This is a genomic window from Nostoc sp. (assembly GCF_036916985.1).
GTDB lineage: Bacteria > Cyanobacteriota > Cyanobacteriia > Cyanobacteriales > Nostocaceae > Nostoc.
In genome coordinates, this window is sequence record NZ_JBALFD010000018.1 from 138426 (window position 1) to 163222 (window position 24797).

At 40.1% G+C, this 24797-nt stretch carries 19 protein-coding genes; 17 read left to right on the forward strand and 2 right to left on the reverse strand.

The features are described from left to right. Positions 1-11 precede the first annotated feature (11 nt). The 9 genes from V7L07_RS06620 (at position 12) to V7L07_RS06660 (ending at position 8778) form a co-directional block, all read left to right on the forward strand. Positions 12-1673: a phage tail sheath family protein gene (locus tag V7L07_RS06620; protein ID WP_335056134.1), complete on the forward strand. Its 1662-nt coding sequence runs from the start codon at positions 12-14 to the stop codon at positions 1671-1673. Positions 1674-1816: 143 nt separating this feature from the next. Continuing rightward, a complete protein-coding gene (locus V7L07_RS06625; protein ID WP_335056136.1) occupies positions 1817-2272 on the forward strand; it encodes a phage tail protein in 456 nt (151 codons plus the stop codon). Positions 2273-2371: 99 nt separating this feature from the next. After that, positions 2372-2866 (forward strand): phage tail protein, encoded by a 495-nt coding sequence (locus V7L07_RS06630; protein WP_335056138.1) that lies wholly within the window; start codon positions 2372-2374, stop codon positions 2864-2866. An 11-nt stretch (positions 2867-2877) separates the two neighbouring features. Continuing rightward, positions 2878-3225: a hypothetical protein gene (locus V7L07_RS06635; RefSeq protein ID WP_335056140.1), complete on the forward strand. Its 348-nt coding sequence runs from the start codon at positions 2878-2880 to the stop codon at positions 3223-3225. A 70-nt stretch (positions 3226-3295) separates the two neighbouring features. Then, positions 3296-3541 carry a hypothetical protein gene (locus V7L07_RS06640; RefSeq protein ID WP_335056142.1) on the forward strand — a complete coding sequence of 82 codons (246 nt, stop codon included), beginning with the start codon at positions 3296-3298 and terminating at the stop codon, positions 3539-3541. Between the two features lie 118 nt (positions 3542-3659). Continuing rightward, a complete protein-coding gene (locus V7L07_RS06645; protein WP_334778302.1) occupies positions 3660-4043 on the forward strand; it encodes a phage tail assembly protein in 384 nt (127 codons plus the stop codon). Further along, the gene (locus V7L07_RS06650; RefSeq protein ID WP_335056144.1) at positions 3986-4189 is read left to right on the forward strand and encodes a DUF6760 family protein; all 204 of its coding nucleotides are present in this window, start codon (positions 3986-3988) and stop codon (positions 4187-4189) included. Before V7L07_RS06645 ends, V7L07_RS06650 begins: the two co-directional genes overlap by 58 nt. Then, entirely contained in the window at positions 4186-6297 is a 2112-nt protein-coding gene (locus V7L07_RS06655; RefSeq protein WP_335056146.1) for an FHA domain-containing protein, read from the forward strand. The genes V7L07_RS06650 and V7L07_RS06655 overlap by 4 nt, the downstream gene beginning before the upstream one ends. Before the next feature lie 297 nt (positions 6298-6594). Next, a complete protein-coding gene (locus tag V7L07_RS06660; RefSeq protein WP_335056148.1) occupies positions 6595-8778 on the forward strand; it encodes a CHASE2 domain-containing serine/threonine-protein kinase in 2184 nt (727 codons plus the stop codon). Positions 8779-8863: 85 nt separating this feature from the next. Here the strand turns inward: V7L07_RS06660 and V7L07_RS06665 are convergent, their stop codons facing one another. Beyond that, positions 8864-9316, reverse strand: a complete 453-nt coding sequence (locus tag V7L07_RS06665; protein WP_335056150.1) for an Hsp20/alpha crystallin family protein — start codon at positions 9314-9316, stop codon at positions 8864-8866. A gap of 584 nt (positions 9317-9900) precedes the next feature. Here V7L07_RS06665 and V7L07_RS06670 point away from each other — a divergent pair. The 7 genes from V7L07_RS06670 (at position 9901) to V7L07_RS06700 (ending at position 18932) form a co-directional block, all read left to right on the forward strand. Beyond that, positions 9901-10128 (forward strand): hypothetical protein, encoded by a 228-nt coding sequence (locus V7L07_RS06670; RefSeq protein WP_335056152.1) that lies wholly within the window; start codon positions 9901-9903, stop codon positions 10126-10128. 152 nt (positions 10129-10280) lie between these two features. After that, complete coding sequence (locus V7L07_RS06675) at positions 10281-10676, forward strand: hypothetical protein (protein ID WP_335056154.1); 396 nt, start codon at positions 10281-10283, stop codon at positions 10674-10676. 382 nt (positions 10677-11058) lie between these two features. Next, positions 11059-11778 (forward strand): hypothetical protein, encoded by a 720-nt coding sequence (locus tag V7L07_RS06680; RefSeq protein WP_335056156.1) that lies wholly within the window; start codon positions 11059-11061, stop codon positions 11776-11778. Positions 11779-12469: 691 nt separating this feature from the next. Continuing rightward, on the forward strand, positions 12470-13180 hold the full coding sequence (locus V7L07_RS06685; RefSeq protein WP_335056158.1) for a response regulator transcription factor: 711 nt from the start codon (positions 12470-12472) through the stop codon (positions 13178-13180). 31 nt (positions 13181-13211) lie between these two features. Then, positions 13212-15092, forward strand: coding sequence for a sensor histidine kinase (locus V7L07_RS06690; RefSeq protein WP_335056160.1), 1881 nt, complete (start codon positions 13212-13214; stop codon positions 15090-15092). Between the two features lie 166 nt (positions 15093-15258). After that, entirely contained in the window at positions 15259-15915 is a 657-nt protein-coding gene (locus V7L07_RS06695; RefSeq protein WP_335056162.1) for a DUF928 domain-containing protein, read from the forward strand. A gap of 77 nt (positions 15916-15992) precedes the next feature. Next, the gene (locus V7L07_RS06700; protein ID WP_335056164.1) at positions 15993-18932 is read left to right on the forward strand and encodes an S-layer family protein; all 2940 of its coding nucleotides are present in this window, start codon (positions 15993-15995) and stop codon (positions 18930-18932) included. 231 nt (positions 18933-19163) lie between these two features. Here the strand turns inward: V7L07_RS06700 and V7L07_RS06705 are convergent, their stop codons facing one another. Continuing rightward, entirely contained in the window at positions 19164-21980 is a 2817-nt protein-coding gene (locus V7L07_RS06705; RefSeq protein WP_335056166.1) for a CHAT domain-containing protein, read from the reverse strand. A gap of 587 nt (positions 21981-22567) precedes the next feature. Here V7L07_RS06705 and V7L07_RS06710 point away from each other — a divergent pair. Then, on the forward strand, positions 22568-24295 hold the full coding sequence (locus tag V7L07_RS06710; protein WP_335056168.1) for a ShlB/FhaC/HecB family hemolysin secretion/activation protein: 1728 nt from the start codon (positions 22568-22570) through the stop codon (positions 24293-24295). Positions 24296-24797 lie beyond the last annotated feature (502 nt).

The window sequence follows — 24797 nt, forward strand, 5'->3', positions numbered from 1 at the left end:
GAGAAACTTTCATGGCTAGACTTGATTACTTTGCTCCTGGTGTCTACATCGAAGAAATTGACCGGGGTAGCCGACCAATTGAAGGTGTTAGCACAGCAGTTGCCGGATTTGTCGGCTTTACAGAAGACGTTCGCGGTGGGGCTGAGTTATACAAGCCCATGCTAGTGACCACTTGGACGCAATTTTTAAACTACTTTGCGCGTCCCAACTCTGACGGCTTCACCGACTTCAATGCTTATTTACCCTTTTCAGTCTACGGCTACTTTATGAATGGTGGCGGTCGTTGCTGGGTAACAAGCATTGGGACTCAGTTACCAAACGCACCCAGACCCGCAAATCCAGAACCGGCTAGCCTCAGAATCAACTCTAGAGGTAATCGTCCAGCCCTCCGCTTTACTTTGCGCCCTGAGCAAGCATCAGGCGGATTAGTAAATCTTGTAATTATTGATGGTTCACCCCGCGCCTTACCTGAAGGTACTGAAGGAGAAGCACCTCCAAATACAGGCGAATATTTCACCATCCAAATTCGTCGGGGAGATGAACTTCTAGAGCAATACGAGAACTTGACAATGAACCGCGAGCCTAATGGTCAAACAGCGACTTATGCGCTGGCGGCATTGAGAAATTCCCTGTATGTGACTGTAGAAGATGTTACTCAAAGCGGACAGCCTTTAGCTCGTCGCCCCGTTAATGGTCAATATGAGCTAGCGCCGCCCATTGTCGCCGCCCCACCCGATAGATTTTCGCAAAATTTAGAAGGCGTTCGAGACGATCGCACCGGGGTACGCGGTATCTTTGAAGTTGATGAAATCACAATGCTAGCCTGTCCTGATGTGATGCGGGCTTATCAAGAACAGATACTTAATTTAGATCAAGTCCACGGCATCATCGAACTGATGATTAGTATGTGCGAGGGTTCTGCCAGTGGCGATATTCCCAATCCGCCCAACCGGATGGTTGTACTTGATGCGCCACCAGATGCCGTCAAACCCCAGCAAGTAGTGGAGTGGTTGAATAGATTTAACCGTCGTTCGATGTTTGCGGCCCTTTATTATCCTTGGATTAAAGTACCCAATCCACGCGATCGCGGTAATCCAATTTTAGTACCTCCTTGTGGTCATGTGATGGGCGTTTGGGCCCGTACCGACGAAACCAGAGGAGTTTACAAAGCGCCTGCAAATGAAGTTCCCAGAGGCGTAATCGGTTTGGGCTATGACACAAACTTCCGCGAACAAGAACTATTAAACCCCCTGGGAATAAATTGTATTCGCAGCTTCCCCAACAGAGGTATCCGCATTTGGGGCGCACGCACTTTAGTTGAGCCAGATAAAACAGAGTGGCGTTACATCAGCGTGCGTAGACTAATTAGCTATATTGAAAAATCCTTAGAACTGGGGACTCAGTGGGTAGTTTTTGAACCGAACGACCAAGATTTATGGGCACGTGTTACCCGCACCGTCAGTAATTTCTTAGAGCGTATCTGGCGTGAAGGTGCTTTGTTTGGTGCATCTCCAGCCCAAGCATTCTATGTGAAGTGTGACGAAGAATTGAACCCACCAGAAACCAGAATTTTGGGACGTTTATATATTGAAGTCGGTGTTTGTCCCGTCAGACCGGCTGAATTTGTTGTTTTCCGCATCAGCCAATGGAATGGCATTGAAGATAGCGAATAATTGGGCATTGAAAAGAGACAGGGTAGACAAGGAAGAAGGGGAAGACAAGGAAGAGATTTATTCAATAATTCCCCCTTGTCCCCCTTGTCTCCCTTGTCCCCATTCCCCATTTCAAAATTAACCACACAAAGGAGTCTAAAAGTATGGCAGGCGAATTTTTAACCTCTTGTAAATTTTACTTTGAGGCTGACGGAATTACTGATAAATTCATCAAAGAAATTAGCGGACTAGGTGTTGAAAATACCCCAGCACAAGAAGTTCACGGTTCATCTAAGGGCGCTAAACTAATGCGTCAAGCTACACCAACTGTTGTTAAATTTACCAACATTACAGTCAAAGTCATCGCCACAGATGATATAGACCTTTATAAATGGTATCAAGAATGTAACGAAGACATGGGTGATCCTCGGAAGTGGTCACAGAATCGTAAGACAGGTTCGGTGGTTGCTTATGACCAACAAGGCTCTGAAAAAGCACGCTGGAACATCGTCAATTGTTATCCCTGTAAGTACACCGGGCCTACCTTAACTGCTTCTGGTGGCGATATGGCGAATGAGACTGTTGAATTGGTTCACGAAGGAATTAAACGAATCAAATAATCGTAATTACGTAAAGCCTGCGGTATAGCTTTGCTTAGAGCGTAGCGGTAGCCAGTCCGCAAGCTTCATTACGAATTACGAATTACGAATTATTTAACAATGGTACAATCCGCAAGCCGAATTCCAGAAGTTCTGACAGCCCATCGGTTCTATTTAGAACTGACATTAGAAGGTCAAAATGATGCCAATTGTTTCTTTTTGGAGTGTCAAGGCTTCAAAAGAACCCAAGAGGTAATTGAAATTTGTGAAGTCACTTCTCAAACCTGGGGTAAAAAAGGGCAATCAAAAGGTCAGGTGGTGAGAACTAAGCTTCCTAGCAATTCCAAGAGTGGTAATCTCACTTTGCGTAGAGGTACTACCAACTCTATGGATTTTTGGAAGTGGTTTGAAAAAGTCGAAAAGGGTAATTGGTCACAGCAACGTAGACTTGTTGCTTTGTCTATTTATAATCAGGCAAATGAAGAAATCGCTAGATTTGAATTAGCCGGTGCTTGGCCTGCAAGTTACAAAATTGCCGATGTTAACGCCCGCAGCCATGACATCGAAATTGAGGAAGTGGAGGTTGCTTTTGAGGAATTTAAACGCGTGAAGTAATTAGGAGAATTATGTTTCCCACAGAGTTTGAATTTACATTGCCAAAGGGGTATCTAGACTCTGAAGGCAACCTCCACCGCAAAGGTGTAATGCGTTTATCAACGGCGATAGACGAAATTGCACCCTTGCGTGACCCACGCGTTAAAGCTAATCCTGTTTATGCCACAATTATTATCTTGGCGCGAGTGATTACCCACTTGGGTGCTTTATCAGAAGTGACTCCGGCAATAGTGGAAAACTTTTTTTCTCAAGATTTAAATTACCTCCAAGATTTTTACCGCCGAATCAATGGATTGGAGAGCGAAACTTCCATAGCAGAAGATACAGTAAATTCTTCCGAAGCGCTTCTTCATAATTGAATTGGGCATGGGGTATTGGAGAGTGCTGAGTGCTGAGTGCTGAGGTTAAAGTTCCGAGTTCAAAGGCTCAATGTTCAAGCAAAAAGGTGCAACTTCCGAGTTCAAAGGTTCAACGTTCGAGCAAAAAGGTGCAACTTCCGAGTTCAAAGGTTCAACGTTCAAGCAAAAAGGCTCAACTTCCGAGTTCAAAGGTTCAACGTTCAAGCAAAAAGGCTCAATTTCCGAGTTCAAAGGCTCAACGTTCAAGCAAAAAGGCTCAATTTCCGAGTTCAAAGGCTCAATGTTCAAGCAAAAAGGCTCAATTTCCGAGTTTTAAGCTTGAAACAATAATATTTCTTCCTAACTCCTAACTCCTAACTCCTAACTCCTAACTCCTAACTCCTAACTCAGCACTCAGCACTCAGCACTCCCCACTCAGCACTCCCCAATATCCTATGCCCCGTAAGAAAGATACTCTATGTACAGAATTTGCCTTCACTCTTCCTAGAGGATTGAGTGATAGTGAACACCGAGTACATCGTCATGGGGTGATGCGTTTAGCCACCGCCAAAGATGAAATTTTGGTGCAACAAGAGCGCAAAGTTCAGGAAAATCCAGCTTACGGTGTCTTAGTAATGCTTGCACGGGTCATCACTCGTTTGGGTAGTTTCAACTCTGTTAGTCCTGATTTACTCGAAGAACTTCTTTTACATGACATTGCCTATCTCCGAGAATTTTATAATCGAATTAATCAGCAAGGGAATGTACATATTCCGACACAATGTCCCCACTGCAATACTCAATTTTCAGTGGAGCTAGAACTGGCGGGGGAGTCGTAAGCTACCCCTCTGATACTTTGTATGAGGAGGTAGCTTTTATTGCTTATCATTTCCACTGGTCACAAGATGATATTTTAAATTTAGAACATACTACCCGTCAGCGCTGGGTAGCAGAAATCAATAAAATTAACCAAAAATTAATATGAAAGTAAAAGTTAGCTACTCACCAAATCTAAGTGAAGTCAATGAAGTTGACCTTACCATCGAAACAACAAGCAGAGGAGAATGGCTAATAGGTCGTTCTCCTGAATCTGATTTACTCCTAGACAGCCCTGATATCAGTCGGGTACATGCTAAGTTTTTTGTTAAAGGTGGAAATTACTACTTCTCTGACCTTGGTAGTAGAAATGGCTCAATAGTTAATGGAAAACAAGCTGAAAAAGATCGACCATATTCTTTGAGTGATGGAGATGTGATTCGGATTGCAGATTACGTTTTGATTTTGGAAGCAGTTGCTCCCGCCTATGAGCAACCAGAGACAGTCTTTAGAATTATAGATCCTTCGCTGTTTTCTCGACCGCGATCGCCTGAAAATGTCAGCGCTGCCAATGTTGTTAATCCACCCCCAGAGGTAGTCAAAGAAGTAGAAACCCCTGAAATTAATCATCCTTCTCCAGAAATCAGCGAAATCTCAGCAGTTGTTTCTACTCAAAGTGATGATGTTATCCCAGTTGTTGAGATAGTCGCCCCTGAAAACATCATTGAAACTCCTGAAGCAGCCAGCGAAGTTCCACACGATGTTCGTGATGAAATTGTGGATTTGCGAACATTAGTTGCACCAGATGTTGAAGAAGTAGAAGTTCCAGAAATCAGTGAAGCCTCAGAAGTTTCTTCTACTTTAGCTGATGATGCGATCGCTGCACCTGAAAACATCATTGAAACGCCTGAAGCGGAAATTGTCTTTTCAGAAGCTAACCATGACGAGGCTATAGACTTTGAAGCAGCATTGGCAACAGAATCTACTTTCGTACAACGACGTGATATACCTATTCCAGAAGCTACCAATGATGAGTATGCAGAATTAGAAGCAGCACTGGAAGCAGAAGTCACCTTTGTACAGCCGCGCGATATTTTCAATGAAGTTCCTCCACAGAATGCCATTTCAGAAGTTAGTAGCGATGAGTACGCAGAGTTAGAAGCAGCACTAGAAGCAGAAGTCACCTTCGTACAACCGCGTGATATTTTTCACCAAGTATCTGAGGAGGAAAGCGCCGTTCCAGAGGCTACTCATGATGAAATAGTAGATTTGGATACGCCAGTGGTAGAAAGTACAGATGTTGCTGTAGACACGGATATTGAGCCGCAAGAAACATCCAGCCAAGTTACACAAAATATCACTGATGAAGCAGTAGATTTAGATACGCCAATTACAACAGCAGATAGCGCAAATGTTGACGAAGTAGAAACTAGTCCGGTTGTCGATGAAACAATCAGCGAAGTTTCTGAGGCATCAACTGTTGTTGACGAAGTAGAATCTAGTCCAGCTGTCAATGAAACAATCAGCGAAGTTTCTGAGGCATCACCTGTTGTTGACAAAGTAGAATCTAGCCCAGCTGTCGATGAAACAATCAGCGAAGTTTCTGAGGCATCAACCGCATCTGATGATAACATCGCGGCAGTTGTTAGCAATCAATACATTGATTTGCCTAATACAAATACTGAAGAAGTAAGGGTAGATGTTGATGGTGTTTCTGCACAAGTAAGTGAAGTATCTGAATTCGCTGATATTCCATCTTTGGAAACGAGAGAAAGTGGAGTCACTGAGAATATCAATCAAACTATTGAAGAAATTTCTGAAATAGAAGTGACTCAACCTCATGAAACCCCAGAAGAAACTCTAGAAGAAGCAAATGTCAGTGAGCCTCCGCAAACAATCATTGAAAGGAATATAGTACTCATCGCTCATGAAAGCAAGAAATCAGAACTTGCTGAATTTGTTTCTCAGCATCAAGAATTCTTCTCACAGAGCTTTACAATTACGTGGCCATCTGTTAGCGAAGTCTTGCATCAACAGGCAGGAATAACTATTAGTCAACAAACCCCTGCACCAACTTCTGGAGGATATCAAACAATTGCTTCATTGGTTGGAGCAGGAGAAATTTTAGCAGTGATTTTCTTGAGAGATTTGCTGCAACCCCAATCTGGTCAAGCTAATGAAGAAGCACTGCTGAGATTATGCAATATTAATCAAGTTTTACTGGCAACTAATTTGCCAACAGCAGAAGCGATCGTGCATTATCTTAAACACATATAGCAATTGTAAATGAGTTATGAACACAAAGATCCCCGACTTCTTAAAGAAATCGGGGATATGAGCATTCTGGTGATTGCAAGTAAAATATAATTCAATACAGTTCAGATAAGCTTCTCTTTCTTCTCTTTCTTCGCGTCCTTCGCGGTTCGTTCAAAAAAGGATTTTAGCCTTAACTGAACCGTGTTTAAATATAATTACTATATTTTTTGAAAAGTTGCAAATTGCGTAGAATAATTTCAATAATGAAAATTAATCTCAAAATATACGTATATTTTAAAGTAAAACTTATTAAAAAAAATGGTTGTAAATTTTAAAAGTTTATTTAGACAGCCAGTTATTCTTTCAAGTGCGATCGCTACAATTTTACTAGTAGGCATTCAAAAACTGGGGGTTTTCGAGCCTCTAGAAATGAAAGTCTACGACGAAATGATGCAATTACGTGCCGACCCCGGCCCAGACTCTCGTCTGTTGATTGTTGCTTTAACTGAAAAAGATATCCAAAAATGGAATTGGCCCTTATCTAGCGAACTTCTAGACCGGCTGTTAGGCAAACTTGAAGAATATCAACCGCGAGCCATTGGTCTAGATATTTTTCGTGACTTACCAGTACAGCCAGGTCATGAAAAACTACTGCAACGCCTACAACAGAGTGATATCATCATTCCTATTTGTAAACATTCTGGTTCTAACAATCCGGGAATCGCACCACCAAAAGGCGTGGAAGCAGAGCGAGTCGGATTTAATGATGTTGTAGAAGATACTGACGCTACAATTCGCCGCAACCTATTATTAGTAAGTGCAGAGAAGTCCGATTCTTGTCAAAGTACTTATTCTTTTAGCTTACAACTAGCACTCAAATACTTAGAAGTCGGAGGTATCCAGCTAGAATTTACTCCCAAAAAGGAACTACGACTACGTAATACTATCTTTAAACCCCTGCAAAGTAGTGCTGGCGGTTATCAGAAAGCGGATACAAATGGCTACCAAATCCTGCTTAATTACCGTTCTGGTCATCAGATTGCCCAACAAGTAACTATTACAGAAGTACTTGCAAATCAAGTGAAACCAGATTTGGTAAAAGACCGTATCGTTTTGATTGGTTCAACAGCTAATAGTTTAAATGATATTTTTAATACGCCCTTTGCTAGTGGTAAGTCAGATAATTCCGGCAAGATGGCAGGAATTGAAATTCATGCCCACAGCGTTAGTCAAATTCTCAGTGCTGTTCTTAACAAACAGCCTCTATTTTGGTTTTTGCCTGAGTGGGGGAAAATTCTTTGGATATGGGGATGGACTGTAGTTGGTGGGTTGCTGGTATGGCGAATTCAACATCCACTAGGTTTAGGATTAGCAGCAGCAACAGTCCTGGCAGTCTTATTTGGAGCTAATTTTGTCATTTTTACCCAAGCTGGATGGTTCCCAGTCATACCTCCCGCCTTGGGGTTAGTATTTACTGCCGGGAGTGTCCTTGCCTATAGTTCTTATCAAACCAAGCAAGAGCAAAAAGAAATTACCAAACGGGTTCAAGAACACCAACAATTAATTGTGGAATTGCAAGGTCTTTTACGGCAGCGCGGCGACGCCTCAAATGAAGCGCCAACGGTAATTGCTGATTCCATCGGGCAAGACATTGCACTAGGCACGCTACTAAACAACCGTTATCAAATTACTGAACGCTTGGGTTCTGGAGGATTTAGCAACACTTATGTCGCTAACGATATCCAGCGTCCGGGAAATCCGCAGTGTGTAGTTAAACAGTTGCGACCTCCCCGCCAAGATGCAGAATATTTAAATGTCGTCAGACGCTTATTCGATGCTGAGGCAGAAATTTTAGAAACTCTAGGTAAGCACCCACAAATTCCCCAACTGCTAGCTTTTTTTGAAGAAAATCACCAATTTTCTCTAGTGCAAGAATTTGTTCGAGGGCACGCTATGGATAATGAGCTAACCTCTGGGAAGCGACTCAAACAGGCTGAAGTTGTGGAGATGCTCAAAGAAGTTTTACACGTGCTGGTTTTTGTTCACAGCTATGGCGTAATTCATCGAGATATCAAACCTAGTAACTTGATTAGGCGAGAATCAGACCAACACATTGTTTTAATTGACTTTGGTGCTGTTAAGCAGATTCAACCTCAACAGCAAGAAGCTCAGACAATTTCAATTGGCACTCCTAGTTATGCACCTTCTGAACAAATGAGCGGGTTGCCAAAACTCAACAGTGATATTTATGCCTTGGGAATTATGGGAATACAAGGTTTAACTGGGGTAGATCCGAGAGAATTTCGTAGAGACACAAATACTGGTGAAATAATTATCCCAAGTCGAATTGATGCCAATCAACAGATTTGGCAACACTGGCGCGAACTAACTGACGCGGCAAACGAGTTAGTTATGATTTTAAATAGAATGGTACATTTTGACTTTACTCAACGATATCAGTCCGCCGCAGAGGTGCTTAAAACTCTCGAAAGTATCGAGTAGTGAGAAAAAAGCCTGGTTATTCGCATAACCAGGCTTTGAGTTATCTCAATTAATCATTGGAGGTCAAATGTGCGATCGCAACCTATTAGGTAGCAGATTGTTCCAAATTAATCTTGACAACTTTATTCTTTTCTTGCTCAGTCTTAGGCAGTATCAAATTCAAGATGCCATCTTTATAATCTGCCGTAACTTTAGTATTTTGAACTCGAGCGGATAGAGGAATTATGCGTTGAAACTTACCGTAATTAAACTCACTTTTGATAACGCCTTTTTCCTCAGTTTTCGTATCAGATTTCCGCTCACCGCTAATGTGAACAGCGTTTTGTGTTACCTGTACATCTAGGTCTTTAGCTTCCAACCCTGGCAATTCTAGCTTCAGATAAATTGCATCTTCAGTTTCTTGTATTTCAGCAGCAGGAACATTGTTTAAGCCTCTATCAAACAATCCAGATGCTACTCCAGTCTCTTGCAATAAACTATTAATTAGATGTTGTACATTGTCAAATTGACTCGAAGTATTTAAACGAATTAGTGTCATAACTATTCCTCGCAGCAGTTAGCTTTTATTTAATTAGTTTTGCACTTCAATCTGTGCTTACATATTCATATTATGTAAAATTTGGCTTGATGTAAATTCGGTTATTAGCACTAATTTATTGATGATTACCGTCCCAAATTAGATAGAGAAAAAAGATTACGGTTTACTCTAATTTTTGTGTTCGGTAAACCGAATAGATAAATTAAATTCACTCATACTTAACCAATAAATCTGCTGTTGAAAGGGATAGTGCAGAAATACGATGCCTAAAACTGAGTAAGTAAGTGGGGATCTAAATAAATTTTTAGATTACCTCAGTTAAATCTGACTTTTCACGGTATCTGGAAAACCTCTCTTCTATTTCTCTCTCCTACAAGGAGGAGCGACTGCGTTGGGCGGCTATGCCGACTTGAAGCACGTGGCATCAGAGACTTTGATTTTCGCCCTTCCCGAAACGGGAAGGGGGCTAGGGGGTTAGGTCAATCGTTAGCTTTTCCACATGACCTAAAAAGTCAGAGTTAAATACATATCTTTTCAAATTTGTCTTGAACTTAGCTCTTGATTTATTAACCAATACAGCATCAATGATGAAACTCTTTCCCTCGCTCAATTTGGCACATATTGTTGATTCTAGTGTCTTAGCTAGAATCGCTATGACTCTAATAGCAACTCATAGCAAGAGTGGCATCTCAATCAACACAGATATCAAATCTAATACTTTACGTAGCTATTCTCCAAATATCAATTATCTCAAACCCTTTGATACTGCTGTTCTTGCTTATCACATGATGGATCTTAGTAATTTTGAATGAACCGTAGGATGTACTCAATTAAATCACCCGAATGGGTGAGGAACAAATCAACCGTTCAGGTGAACTGAGTGTAGGAAGTTTAGACCGATAAAAAATAAGACTGTATTACTCAAGAATACTAATTGCACTTTACTATAACTAAGGATAATCCTATGAAACTCTCCACCTTACTAGATTCTGTATTCATTGTTGCTTCTATTGCTTTATTGCCTGGAATCGGTGGCGCTCAAACACCTGCTAACAATAGTGACCAACCTATAGTTATCAACTCTAACAATTTATCCACTCATTCTACAAACGTCAGCTACCTAAAACCTTTTGACACTGCATTTCTAGCTTATGAAGGTAATCTGAAAGCTCAGGGAATTCCCAGCGGTAATGCTTTGTTATTTCAATACCAAAAAGGAAGCCTGACTGCACTAGATGTGGTTAAAGCTGCTGTCAACGCTAAAAAGTTACCAGCACAAGCTTTGAATGATACAGATTATCTAAACGCTGTGGAATCGCAACTGACATCACTTGAGATTGATGGTGATTTATCTAACTAAGTAGAGTATTGCAGAGGTTCGTAACGGATTTATGAAATGCTGTACTCTCATCTGGTTGCTTTGACAAGAAAATGCGTCATCAGCAAGGAAAAGCTGCTTTGTCCCCCGAATCACCATCCTATTAGCAAAAATTACTTTAACCCCTCCAAGCTTGGAGGGGTTTTTAGTTGCTGCTTGTTCTAATCGCCTTCCTGTCCTCAAGGGATCTTTTCGAGATGAAAGCGGGGGTGCGTGACGTAGCCATCATACTCCTAGAAAAAAGAGTTGGGTAATAAATTATTTACTGTTCTATCAAATTAACGTTGTTAAGTTACTCAGCAGGTGTAGTTCCCACCTCTAGGCTGTGTTAGATATTGTGACGCGAAACAGGAGTATAGATACGTTGCGAAAGCTTTCTCCAGAATCTCCTCTATTTATTGTGTTAATCATTATTAGTTTTCTAGTGGTAACTTTTTCCACTTGGTTATCATCTAAACCATTCCTTTTAAAACCATTTGGGGTTAATGATATTATTCAGTTACTTACCTTACAATTATTTATTTCTTTGTTATTGGAACGCTCTTTAGAAGTTTTTCTAACTACTTGGCGTGGTTCATTTGTCGAACAGTTAGATATTAGTATTCAACAAGAAAAGGCTCTAGTATCTGAGAAGATAAGACTTATGGAAGTCCAACAAAAACAGTTTTCTTCTCTGGAATCAAATCAAAGCAGTGGACTACCGCCTGAAGGAATGACTTTAGAACAGCAAATCATTCAAAATTTTACACAAAGTCAACAAGATGCATTAAACATATTCAAGCCACAAATGGATAGAATAAATGAAAAAGAGCGTCAAAGAACAGCCTATAAATCGGATACGCGAATAATTGCTCTATGGACATCCCTTTTATTCGGTCTTTTAATTAGTGCAATTGGTATTCGCTCAATTGAACCACTTGTAGTTATTGATTTAGATAATCCCATCCAAGTAGTTATTTTCCGTTGTTTAGACGCATTGCTGACGGGAGGTTTAATTGCAGGAGGTAGCGAAGGAATCCATAAACTCATAAAAGTTTTTCTCGATTTTATGGAAGCTACATCTAAACAAATTAAAAATCAGTGAGCGTCTTGAGAAAACAAATTTATGGGAATTCCTCATGCCTACTGACTTAAAAGTGCTGAGTGCTGAGTGCTGAGTAATGAGTAAAAATACCAATCCCTAATCCCCAATCCCCAGTCCTCAATCCCCAGTCCTCAGTTCCCAGTTATTCTTTCATCCAAGGCTTTTGAAACTTGTTTCATCAGGACTGCCTCCTTATCTGGATTCAATACACTTGGGTTAAGGGCTACTAGCAACAATTTTGGGTTTTCGAGACGCGATAAATCGCCGTCTCTACAAGTGTTTTGTGGCTCTATCTGAACTGTATTGCATCTGGATTAACAAAATATTATTAGTGGCATATATTCTTGCACTTTTCTGCATAGCTTGGAAATTCATATCAAATTAAAATAAGCGCATACTTCAATAAGTGAAGTGAAGTTAAGGATCAAGGATACAAGATTAGCTAAACACCTTAGAGGCTGTTTGAAAAGTCTAATTTAATACCAGCCTTAGCGATTAGAAATCGCGGCTACACGAAACTTTAGCCACCTCCGTGGGTTGAATAACTTGATTTTGTGTTAGTTCGTGGAGGCGGACAATGCCTGTGTAGTAGCGAATATATTCGCCCAAAACTTTTCAATCATCCTCTAAAAGGACGGGATTTCTTATAAAGCTTAAGGAAACTTTAATTTGAATGAATTTAAGTGAAAACATGGTAAACATAAGTTTCAAAGAACATCAATTTTATGGAAATTTGTCAGTGGAAAAACAACTGGATATTCTTGTTGTCGATGACCATCAATTAATTTTAACTGGTACTCTTGATGTATTAAGTCGAGAGTATCCCAAAGCTACTATTATTAAGGCTCAGACTGGAAAAGAGACACTTTCTCAACTTAATTTTCACCAGTTTCACTTGATTGTGATGGATTTATCAATTCCCGATCAGCAAGGGGAGACAGCAGAAATTGATACTGGAATTAAGCTGTTGCAAATTTTACTCCAAGAATATCCTCATCAGAATGTCATGGTGCAAACTAGTTATGTGAAAGCGTTAATTCGGATCAAACACGAGATTGATAATCATCAGGGTGGGTTTGCGATCGCAGATAAAGGATTACCCGAAGATGAAATGCTAATGCGGCTCAATTTGGCGCTTAATGGTGGAACTCACACGAAAGATATCAAAAAGAGTATAGAACTCAAACCAGAATGGTTGGAAGTATTGCGGTTGGCTTTTGAAGAGAGTTTAACAGATAAAGCGATCGCCGAGCAAATGTACAAATCAGAAAGAGCAGTACGTACTTACTGGACAAAAATTCAGGATGTTTTAGGAGTGTATCCTGAAGACTGCAAGCAAGGTGGTAAAAATATGCGAATCCAAACCGAAATTCGTTCCCGTGAAGAAGGTTTAATTGATTAATACAGAGAAAATGAATGCGGAAAAAAACTAGATGAGAAGGAGAATCTGGAATCGCATTTACCAAGAATTTGGGTTGTGGTCTCTTGCTGCACCTCCAGGAATAGTAGTATTGATTTTGGTGATCTTAATACGTATGGTTGGAGGAATGCAATCTTTAGAATGGATGTTTCTAGATACCATGTTACGTCTGCGTCCGGTAGAAAAACTCGATGAACGTGTAGTAATTGTAGGTATTGACGAAAAAGATATTGAATGGGTTAAGCAATATCCAATTCCAGATGAGAAGATTGCAGAGTTACTGACCAAGTTGGAAACTTATAAACCGCTAGCTATTGGGCTAGATATCTTCAAAAATGTGCCTGTAGAACCTGGTGGTAAAAAACTAGCGCAGATATTACGAACAAATCCTAATATTATTGGCATTGAAAAAGTTTTACAACCAGGACAAATTTCACCACCCCAGAATTTACCACCTGAAAGGGTTGGATTTGTTGATTTACCTAATGATGAGGATAGCAAAAATCGACGCTATTTGTTATATACGCCAAATCCTCAGAATATCAATGAAGATAAATATTCCTTAGCATTACAGTTAGTTATTAAGTATTTCAAGGCGACAGGAATTGAGTTGCAAACTGGAAAAAATGACCCGAATACAATCAGATTCAGTGAGATTGAATTACCTCGAATTAACCGTAATTTTGGCGGATACGTCAGTGTTGATGATGGGGGAGTGTCAATTTTAATGAACTTCCGCAACCAGAAGCAACCTTTTAATGTTGTGTCGATGCGCGATATTCTCAATGGTCGACTTAATGCTGAATTATTGCGCGATCGCATTATCTTAGTTGGCAACCGCAATATGAGTGCAGGTGATATTTTTTATACATCTGCTTTGCCTGATTTAAAATTAAGCGGTCAAATTTATGGCATTGACTATCATGCTCATGTTATTAGTCAAATTCTTAGTAGTGTAATAGATGGTCGAACAATGTTGCATAGTTGGGGAGAGTTCGGAGAGTATACATGGATATTTATTTGGGGTTTTTTACCCATCTTTATCGGACGGCTTACCCAATCTGTTTGGAGAAATTTACTGAGTGTGGGTGTAGCAGTATTTTGTCTGTTTGCCTGCGGGTATGTGATGCTGTGGGTGTGGGGTGTATGGATTCCTGTAGCACCTAGTTTTCTGATATTAGCCGTCAATGGAGTAGGTTTGAGTGCTTTTGCATTTTACCAGCATGATAGATTTTTGCGATCGCAAATTAACGAACGTCAGAACACCATTCAAAACACTTTTAGCGTCATTCATAATGGGCCTTTACAAACCCTTGCCTATGGATTAAAGCATCTGCGTGCTAAAGATGTTCCTTACGAACAACTAGTTGGACAATTTGAAAAACTCGATCGAGAAATTCGGGAAATTGGTGAATTTCTCAAACTAGAAGCATTAACCACAGAAGAAAGCTTGCGTTTAGGTAGCGGATTAATACTTGAATTGAACAGACCGCTACATGATTTATTATATGAAGTTTATTCTAGTACATTAGAACGTCAAGATTTTGAGCATTTTAAAACTTTAAAAGTTAAAATCCGCAATTTTGACCCAATTGATGATAAGTATTTAACTATAGAAGATAAACGGGGAATATGTCTGTTTTTGGAAGAAGCTTTATGTAATGTTGGTAAACACGCCGAAGGAGTTAAGCGCATTCAAGCATCAGGTGTGTATAGTGAAAATAAATACAAATTGTGGGTCAAAGATAACGGTTCAGGAATTAAATCTAAGTTAGAAAGCAAAGGTACAAAATATTTCAAAATAGTTGCTAAACAATTAGGAGGAGAGTTTCGACGCGAATCAGTTTCTCCTCGCGGGACTATATGCGAAATTAGTTGGAAACCTATGAAATAATTTCAGATTTGAGATTTTTATGATTAATTTTATGCAAAGGTGTAAAAATTAAAAGTTTTATTTAGATAATCATACAATCAACAACATCACCATGAGTCATCAAAATTTTGTATTTTGGCGAAATCAGCACAGACTTACAAGCTTAGTTGTGGGGGCAGTTTTCCTCATGACTACAATCCCAGCATTTGCCCAGTTTAAACCACGCGATCGCAAACCAGCTAGTGGACATTCCCGTGCAGGTGGTTCTCGTGGATGTTCAAATAATGGCGATATCCCTCTAACACAGCTTGCACCTCAGACATTTATTGGTAAAACCGCTTCCACCCGTCCGATGTTAGCTTGGTATATGTCAAGTTCCCAAAATGTGCGATTCCGATTGGCTGAATTTGATTCAAGCAACAACCCTAAACAAATTGGCAAAGTTAAAGAAATATCCACAATAGTCGGGATTAACAAACTAGAACTTCCCCAAGATTACCCTGAACTCACAGTGGGTAAAACATATTTATGGCAAATTGCAATTGACTGCGAAAACGGCATAATTGTTAGACGTGCAGAATTTACCGTCACAAATCCTCAATCACTTGCTAAAAACCAATTTACTAGCATTCCCGAAAGCGTAAATTATTATGCTGAAAACGATTTGTGGTATGAAGCACTGGCAGAAGCATTGAAAGGAACTGATAATGGTAAACTAGGGCAGGCTGGGGCAACTTTAGTGAAAAACCTTGCAGAGTCCGAAATATTGATAGGTAACGATGTAGAACAAAAAAATACTCAGCAACGCATCGAATACCTCCAGAAAATTGCTAGCGATCGCTAAATTGATGATTTAGATCCCCGACTTCGTAAAAGTTGTCGGGGATCTAGTCCTACAGAAAAAATAGGGAAATCGAAATTATGAAGATTTTGCGGTTTAGCGTCGCGGGATGCGTGGGAGCATTAGCAGTTTCTATTCATCCTACTTTTGCTCAGTTAATTCCTGATAATAGCCTGGGAAAAGAGCGATCGCAGATCATTCCTCTTAATCCAAATAATGACCGCATCGAAGGCGGTGCATCTCGTGGCACTAACCTATTTCACAGTTTTCAAGATTTTAACGTCGGTGAGGGTCGAGGGGTTTATTTCGCCAATCCACAGGGGATAACAAATATTTTTTCTCGCGTTACTGGTGAGAACTCATCAAATATTTTCGGGACTTTGGGCGTATTAGGTAATGCGAATTTGTTTTTGCTCAATCCCAATGGCATTGTGTTTGGGAAAAATGCCAGTTTGAATTTGCAGGGTTCTTTTTTAGGGACAACAGCAAATAGTTTAGTCTTTCCCAATGGGGTAGAATTTAGCGCCACAAATCCCCAAGCACCACCGTTGTTGACTATCAATGTACCAATTGGCTTGCAGTTTGGTTCCCAACCAGGAAGCATTACTAGTCAAGCGGTTGGTCGGTTGAGTGTTGGCTCTGGTAGCACCCTAGCACTTATGGGCGGTGAAATCAACTTGGATGGGAGTTTTTTGTTTACTCAAAATGGACAAGTAAAATTGGGCGCAGTCAGTGGAGATACAACCGTTGGGTTAAATGTTAATGGCTCCTCATTGGGTTTTAATTTACCAGAAAATGTAGAACGCGCACCCATCAACTTAACAAATGGAATAATTTTTGCTACAGGTGAAAATAGTGGAATTGAGTTATTTGGCGGACAAATTGGCCTAAACGCTTCGCATATCTTTGGTGTAGAGGGCGGTTCGATTTCCGTTGATACCACTCAATTTAATTTAGACAATAACTCTCTAATTTTGAGTGCTACTTCTGGTGCAGCAAAGGGTGGTAATATTCAAATTCAAGCCAGCGATGCAGTAACTCTCGCTAACCGTAGTTCAATTTTTTCCAGCAGCGATGATACTGGTGCGGGTGGTGATGTTACTATCAATACCGGGAAAATCACAATTACCGGAGATGGAACACAAGAAAACAGCAGTCAAATCTCTACATCTAGCTATGGTGAAGGTAATGGGGGAAATCTTACTTTTAATGCTACGGAGTCTGTTAACTTCAATGGTGGCCTTGCTATGGTTGGTACTAGCGGTGTAGGCAATGCGGGAAACTTAACTGTGCGAGCTAGAGATGCTGTGAATATCACTAACCAAGGTGATTTACTACTCTCTAGCTCCAGTTCCGGTTCAACAGGAAATCTGCGGATTGAAACAGGCACTTTGCGAGTTCAAAATAATTTTCCAAAAAGTAATATCTCAACTACTACCTTGAGTAATGCAAATGCAGCTAACATTTTTATTAAAGCTAGTGAACAGGTAGATATTAGCGGCAGCGATATATTAAGCAATACTTCCGGTTCAGGCAATAGTGGCAATATAACAATTGAAACACCTCGACTTTCCCTTACTCAAAGAAGCTATATATCAAGTTACACTTTTCTTGGCTCAGGGAATGGTGGCAATGTAATCATAGAAACGCCTCAACTCTCCCTAACTGAAGGAGGACATATAGACACCTCATCCACTGAAAGCAGTGGTAATGCCGGGAATATTATTATCCGCGCCAAAAATGTAGAAGTGGACGGGGGTATGTCTCGATTCCAGGGTCTTCCTGATATCAGTGACTTATCTTCGCAAGTGATGGGAAGTAATGCAGATGTAAAAAGTGGCACGATAACGATTGACACAGAAAATTTGCGGTTGAGTAATGGAGGAAACATCTCAACCTCAGTGTTAGAGGGAAGGGGACAAGGAGGTAATTTGGTGGTTCATGCCACTAATTCTATTGATATTACTGGGGTTGGACTAGAACAACCAAATGGTTCACTTCCATCATCAGGTTTATTTGCCGATTTGCAAACCGGAGGAATTGGTTCTGCGGGCAACATTGATGTGACAACAGGACGCTTAAACCTCAGCAATGGCGGACAAATTTCTGCTTCCACATTCAATCAAGGCAATGCCGGAAATATTACGATTAATGCCGGGCAAATTGATTTACGCGCTTCAGATAGTGAGTTATTAACTGGTATAACATCATCAGTTTACAAGGGTGCTAACGGTAAAGGTGGTGATATAGATATTACTACCAATAAACTTGATATAAGTGATAATGCTCAGATTATATCCAGCAGCCTCGGTACGGGTGACGCTGGAGATATTAGAATTAAGGCTAATTTTATCGAAATTCTTGGTAAAGCTAGTGCGATCGCTTCTTTAACGAATGCAGGTAATGGTGGTGACATAAACCTCAATATCGCTGATTTATTGCTGTTGCGCGATGGCGCTTTTATTTCAACTACCGCAGGTAGAAGCCAAGCTAGTGGCGATGGCGGTAACATCAATATCAATTCTAAATTTATCGTCGCCATCCCCAAAGAAAACAGCGATATCAGCGCCAATGCATATACTGGTTCCGGTGGGAAAGTCCAAATTAACTCGCAAGGGATCTTCGGTATCGAGTCGCGTCCAAAACCAACTCCAGAAAGCGATATTACTGCAAGTTCGGAATTAGGCGTTTCAGGTACAACAAATATTAACGCACCCGATACCAATTCCATTCAAAACAGCTTTACCGGATTATCACCAAACGTCATCGATACTAATGCACTGATTGCTAATAGTTGCATTGTTCACAGTCCCAAACAAAAAGGTACATTCTTCATCACTGGTTCTGGTGGTTTACGGAATAGTCCGGGGGATGGATTAATTTCAAACTATTCGACTGGTGAGGTGCGTAATGTTGAAGCAACATCGCGGACTTGGAAAAAAGGCGATGCAATTGTTGAACCACAAGGGCTTTATCGACTTGCTGATGGAGGGTTGGTACTGAGTCGAGAATGTCAGTAATGAGTAATGAGTAATGAGTAATTTTTTGCTGGAGGGTATACACAAGTCGTTCTCATTTTTCGTTACCATAACTCAATACGCTTGGGTTAAGGGCTACGGCAAAAATTTTGGGTTTTCGAGATGCGATAAATCATCACAAAGACGCGATAAATCGCCGTCTCTACAAAAGAAAGATTATTGTAGAGACGGCGATTCATCGCGTCTCTTGTCTTAACCGAACAGTAATTAGCATCAAAGCCAATTACCGATCGCAATCATTGGTGCCCAATAGGCAGGATTATTATACCTGGGATTCATCTCTTCAGATGGTGGTAAATTCTTAGGATGAATCATTTTAATTTGGGCTTGTTGCAATGCCTCTGCAATACTCATACCAGCATTACGATAGTTGGTGTAAAATGTTTTGACGAGTTCTGATGTCGATTCATCTGTGACACTCCACAAAGATGCGATCGCACTTTTAACTCCAACTTGCAATGCAACTCCAGCTAATCCTAGTGTGGCACGGTCATCGCCAACTGCGGTTTCACAGGCAGTCAATGTCAGTAGTTCGACGCCATCTGATTTACTGTTGAGGTTTCGCAGTGAGTTTTCTAATTGGCTGATGGTAAGTTTTTGGTTTTTGCCTGTAACAATAAAGGTATCTTCAGGAATTATCCCAAATTGAGCGTGACTAGCTATGTGAACAATGGGATATGTGGTTTTGTCAAGTGTTTGCTGAAAACTTTCGGGGAAAAAGTCTTGATCGATCAGGTCGGTATGATTAGGAAATATACTTTGAACTGCACTCACTTCATCGGGAACAGCAACAAGTGCATCAAAAGTTTTGCCGTCGATTGTGGCTTTTTTTGTTAAACCCAAAATTAACGCTTTTTGTGTACTGCGATCGCGTGCTTTGGGTGTGGTAAGTCGTAAACTGGGAGTTGTGGCAATTGCGTAAGTTTCAACTAAATATTTCTTTTCTTGGCTGTCATAAAGTGCTGCCATTGGTACACTACGCAAAAACCCATCCTGAATAAATACTAGGGTTTTGACTTTCTCCGGTTTGATATCCGATAGCATTGGGCGAATGATCCAATCATAAAGCTCTGCCGCAGTTGTTGTATCGTAGTTAAATTCTTCTTGTCCTTTAACTAATCCTGTGCGAAACTCGGCAATCTTTTCCTGTAGCTTGTCGCTGCTAACTATTTTGTTTGTACCTTCTTGATTGGGGTCTTCAATCCACTTAAATTTAGTTGCCTGATTGGGTAACTGCAATAATATCCCGGTTTTGCCCTTTAAAATTATCGAACTCAAAAACCCAGTATTCTGAAAGGCTACACTATTATCCTTGAGGAGTTCTCCCACTTGTTTAGGATTCAAGGCACTTAAAATACAATCATTGCCAAAATAATTTTGTAATTCTGCTAATTTTAAAGCATCAATGGTTTTAACTACTGCGGATAATTCATTCGCACGTTCTTTATCGGCAATTGCCCCAACTCCTAGCAAATCAAGCCGCGACTGTGCCAATGTTTGGTATAGTGGTCGCACAACATCGCGGAAGTCAAATTGTACATCCCGTTCGGCGGTCAAAATATCGCTGCGGATATCTTCTAGAGTATCAAATGCTCGTTGATAAGATGCGATCGCTTCTTCTTTTCGCTTTTCTCGATCTAAAATACGTCCGGCTTGCCACTCCCACAAATACAAGCTATCTTTTGCACTCAATTTGTTATCTGCTGCGACGATCGCCGCTTGGGTATATTTTAATGCTTTTTTATTCTTTAATGCTTTTTCATTATCTGGGCTACATTCCCAGAAATGACCCAAAGCACCATTAGAATAGGAAATTAGATGATTATCTTGTAATTTTTTACTTGTTAATATTGAGTTTTCCAGCAAGTTCAACTGCATATTACTAGATAAAACTAGTTGAGTTGGACAGTTGGTAAAAGGTGAAGTTCCTTTAGCATCGCGCTGCAAGTATGCTAAATCAATTTCCCCATAGACTTTTGTGGCTGAATCTGGCAAAGTTTCAAGAACTTTTAAAGCATCTTTAAGGGTTTTATCAAACTCTTCGTTATTAATAATTTTGCTTTTATTTGTCTGGGAACCCAACTGAATTAAATTTAATAATCCCCGCATCTCTGCTATAGGTTGTTTTTCATCGCGGGCGAACTTGATACTATCCTGAAAATATTTATTGGCTCTTTGGTAGTCATCTACAGACTTTTTAGTAAACTCTTTTTCTTTACTAAAAATACTAGCCTTATTTGCAGAATCGGCTTGTAACTCTCGTAATTGACCGCGACTTTTGTAAGCATTGCCTAAACTATTAAATACCAAAGATTTATATTCTGGTGAAATTTTTGGTGCTGCGTCTAAATAATAAATTGCTTGGTCGTAACTTCCGATTAAGCGATATGCTTCACCGAGAATGCCTAAAGCTGCAACCTGTCCGCGTTTGTCATTGTATTTGATGGCGATTTGTGCAGCACTTTCTGGAGTGCATTTTATTTCCTGACTTGGTTGATTTTCGGAAATTTTTGGTTTATCTACTAGTTGACCACACAAAAGTGCGATCGCTTTGCGGGGTTGTCCCAAATTGCTGTAAACTTGGGCTAGTTCTGACTTCATCCGTCCCACTTGCTCGATATTTGTGACAGCACCATAGTCACGAATTGCTGCTGATAAGGATGCGATCGCTTCTTTATTTTCTCCTACTTGTTGGTAAGCACGTGCTAAATTTTCATTTACAACCGCCGTAGCTGACGGATTATTTTTATCTTGATTTAATGCCTCTTGCCAATTTTTGATCGCATTAAAGAAATTTCCGGCATTATAGTCTTTAATTCCTTGTTGAACGAGTACTGTGGCATTTGGCGTTTGTGCGGATACAACTTGTCCAAATAATAAACAAATTAGGATAGTTGCTAAAAATAATATTTTAATAAATCGATGATTATTTAGTTTTTGGTATCGCTGAGTGAAGAGATGAATTAGCTTTGTGTAGAGTCGCAAAGGTACAGAAAGTAAGCGTTTGAGATATTTGTTTTGTAATTTCATAGCTTTTATAAGAAGAATTCAGAACTCAGGAGTCAGAATGGGCTAAACCTTAGCTATCCGCTAACAGTATTAATTCTGTAAGAGGTCTAATGAATATTGGTTAAAAGCGAGTGGAATAGTAGGCGAAACTAGTATTAAATATTCTCGCCTTAAAACTCTATCCCTTTATGGGTAGAGTATTCTAAATTCTGACTCCTGATTTATTTTTTAACTTACCAGAAATAGGCATTAAAAACTTAGCTTTCGGAAAACGTGCAGAAAACTGCACAATGAGACACACAATCATGCGATCGCACCATACAATTTATGCAACTATATATTGCAAGCATGAAAAATCGCATCTTGAGGATTTGCACTTTTATGCAATCATCAAGAAAATTATTATGGTATTTTAATTAAATAATAATATCCTCTTCCCGGCTGAAATCTGGGAACACAATCTAGAAGATTTATTAACATCATACCTGCTAGATTAATTATTAAACATAAGTCGGATATCTGGGTATTTGATCCTCTCAGATACCCAATGGTGACTTGCAAAAATTTAGACCTTATCTTTTACAAATCTTACACATTATATATCAACAATGGGTTCATACCTTCGGTTTCAAAAGCTTTTTTTCATATTACTTACCTGCATCAACATCACTCCACTTGCAGTATTTGCCCAATCGACACCCCCATCGGGAGTCACAATTCCCCCCAATACACCGGGGAAAGTTGAAGAAACTCTACCCCAACCATCACCGACACCAACTCTTTCACCCACACCACCGACACCAACTGTCCCCATACTCCCATCATTGCCACAAGAAAATCTACCCGATACAACTTTTCCCAGTAGTGAAGAGTTCTTTGTCAAAGAAATTCAAGTTACAGGCTATTCTGTTTTAAAAGATGAAATCATCAAGTTAAAACAGCCCCTAGAAAATAAAAACATCACATTTGAGCAGTTATTACAACTGCGATCGCAAATCACCAAACTTTATGTTGATAATGGCTATATCACCAGTGGTGCATTTATTCCCAACAATCAAAATATTGCTAGTGGTGTCGTGCAAATCCAGGTTGTGGAAGGCGAACTGGAAGGAATTTCAATTTTAGGGTTAGAAAGATTGCAAACTGCATACGTGCGTTCCCGGATTGCACGGCTAGCAGGTAAGCCTTTAAACCAAAAACGTCTCGAAGAAGCGCTGCAATTATTACAACTTGACCCCGTGATTGAACGAGTTAATGCTGAGTTAACCGCAGGTAGCACCCCAGGTAACAATATTTTACAGGTGACAATTACCGAATCACCACCATTTCACGCTGGGGTAGTCTTTGCCAATAACCAATCCCCTAGCGTTGGCTCAGAACAAGGGAGTATTTTTATTGCTCACGATAATTTCTTAGGGTTTGGGGATAAATTCAGTGCTGAATATGCTGGTAGTGAAGGTTTAGACATTTACAATATCAGTTATTCTATTCCCTTTAACGCCCTAGATGGAACCATTGGTGTCCGCTATAGCAACAGCGCTAGCCGGATTATTGAAAGCGAATTTCGTGACTTAGATATCCGCAGCGAAGCCGAGACCCTTTCTTTTAATATCCGTCAACCGTTAATCCACACCCCAAACAGAGAATTTGCTCTAGGTTTTGCATTCGATTTACGGCGCAGTCAAACCTATATACTCAATGATATTCCCTTCTCCTTTACCGAAGGCCCCGAAAATGGGGAATCAAGAGTTACAGTAATTCGCTTTTCCCAAGATTGGTTACAACGTAATGCTAACAGTGTCTTAGCGGCGCGATCGCAATTTAGTTTTGGCATTGATGCTTTTGATCCAACTATCAACGATAGTGGTACTGACGGGCGTTTTTTCTCTTGGGTGGGACAATTTCAATGGGTACAAAAGCTATCTCCCCGGATTTTGATGCTTGCCAAAGTTAACACTCAGCTTACTCCTGATTCCTTACTTTCACTAGAAAAAATTAGCATTGGGGGAGTAGATACAGTCCGCGGCTATAGTCAAAATCAACTTGTCGCTGACAATGGAGTAGTTGGAGGTATGGAAGTTCGTATTCCATTAGCATCAAATGTGGAAACACTACAGCTAATACCATTTTTTGATATTGGTACAGCTTGGAACAATCGCGGTATTAATGTTGACCCGCAAACCATTGCTAGCTTAGGGTTGGGTTTAAACTGGCAACCTTTGAACGGTTTAGTATTGCGTGCAGACTATGGTATACCATTGATGGGCACAAGCGATCGCGGTAATTCACTGCAAGATAATGGCTTTAATTTTTCAATCCGCTATCAGCCATTTTGATATTTTTTTGATATTTAAGTTAAAAGGCAATACAGTTCAGAATGAGCAACAAAACACTTGTCTTGACGGCGATTTATCGCGTCTCGAAAACCCAAGCGTATTGAGTTAAAAGGGCGATTTCTAATGACGAATGGCTTTATTGAATTCCGAGAGTGCTTCCTGTATATTTGCTAACAAAATACGAGCGAAGTAGCTTTTCTTGGTATAGGTTTTGGCAAGTTCAAGTTTAAATTATTACTAGCCTTGGCGATTATAAATCGCGGCTACACAGGCAAAACCCACCTCCGTGGGTTTAAAACCCTCAATTTTTGGTTAGTCCGCGCAGGCGGACTTTGTTTGTGTAGTAGCGAATTATATTCGCCCAAAACTTTTCAAACATGCTCTAAGACTAATGGTTTCATTCTAGTATCTATAATCACGATATAATCCAAACTGACTTGATAAATTGCTAATTACACGAACAAAATAAGGCATAGCAAATTTATACAAGTAGGTAGATTAT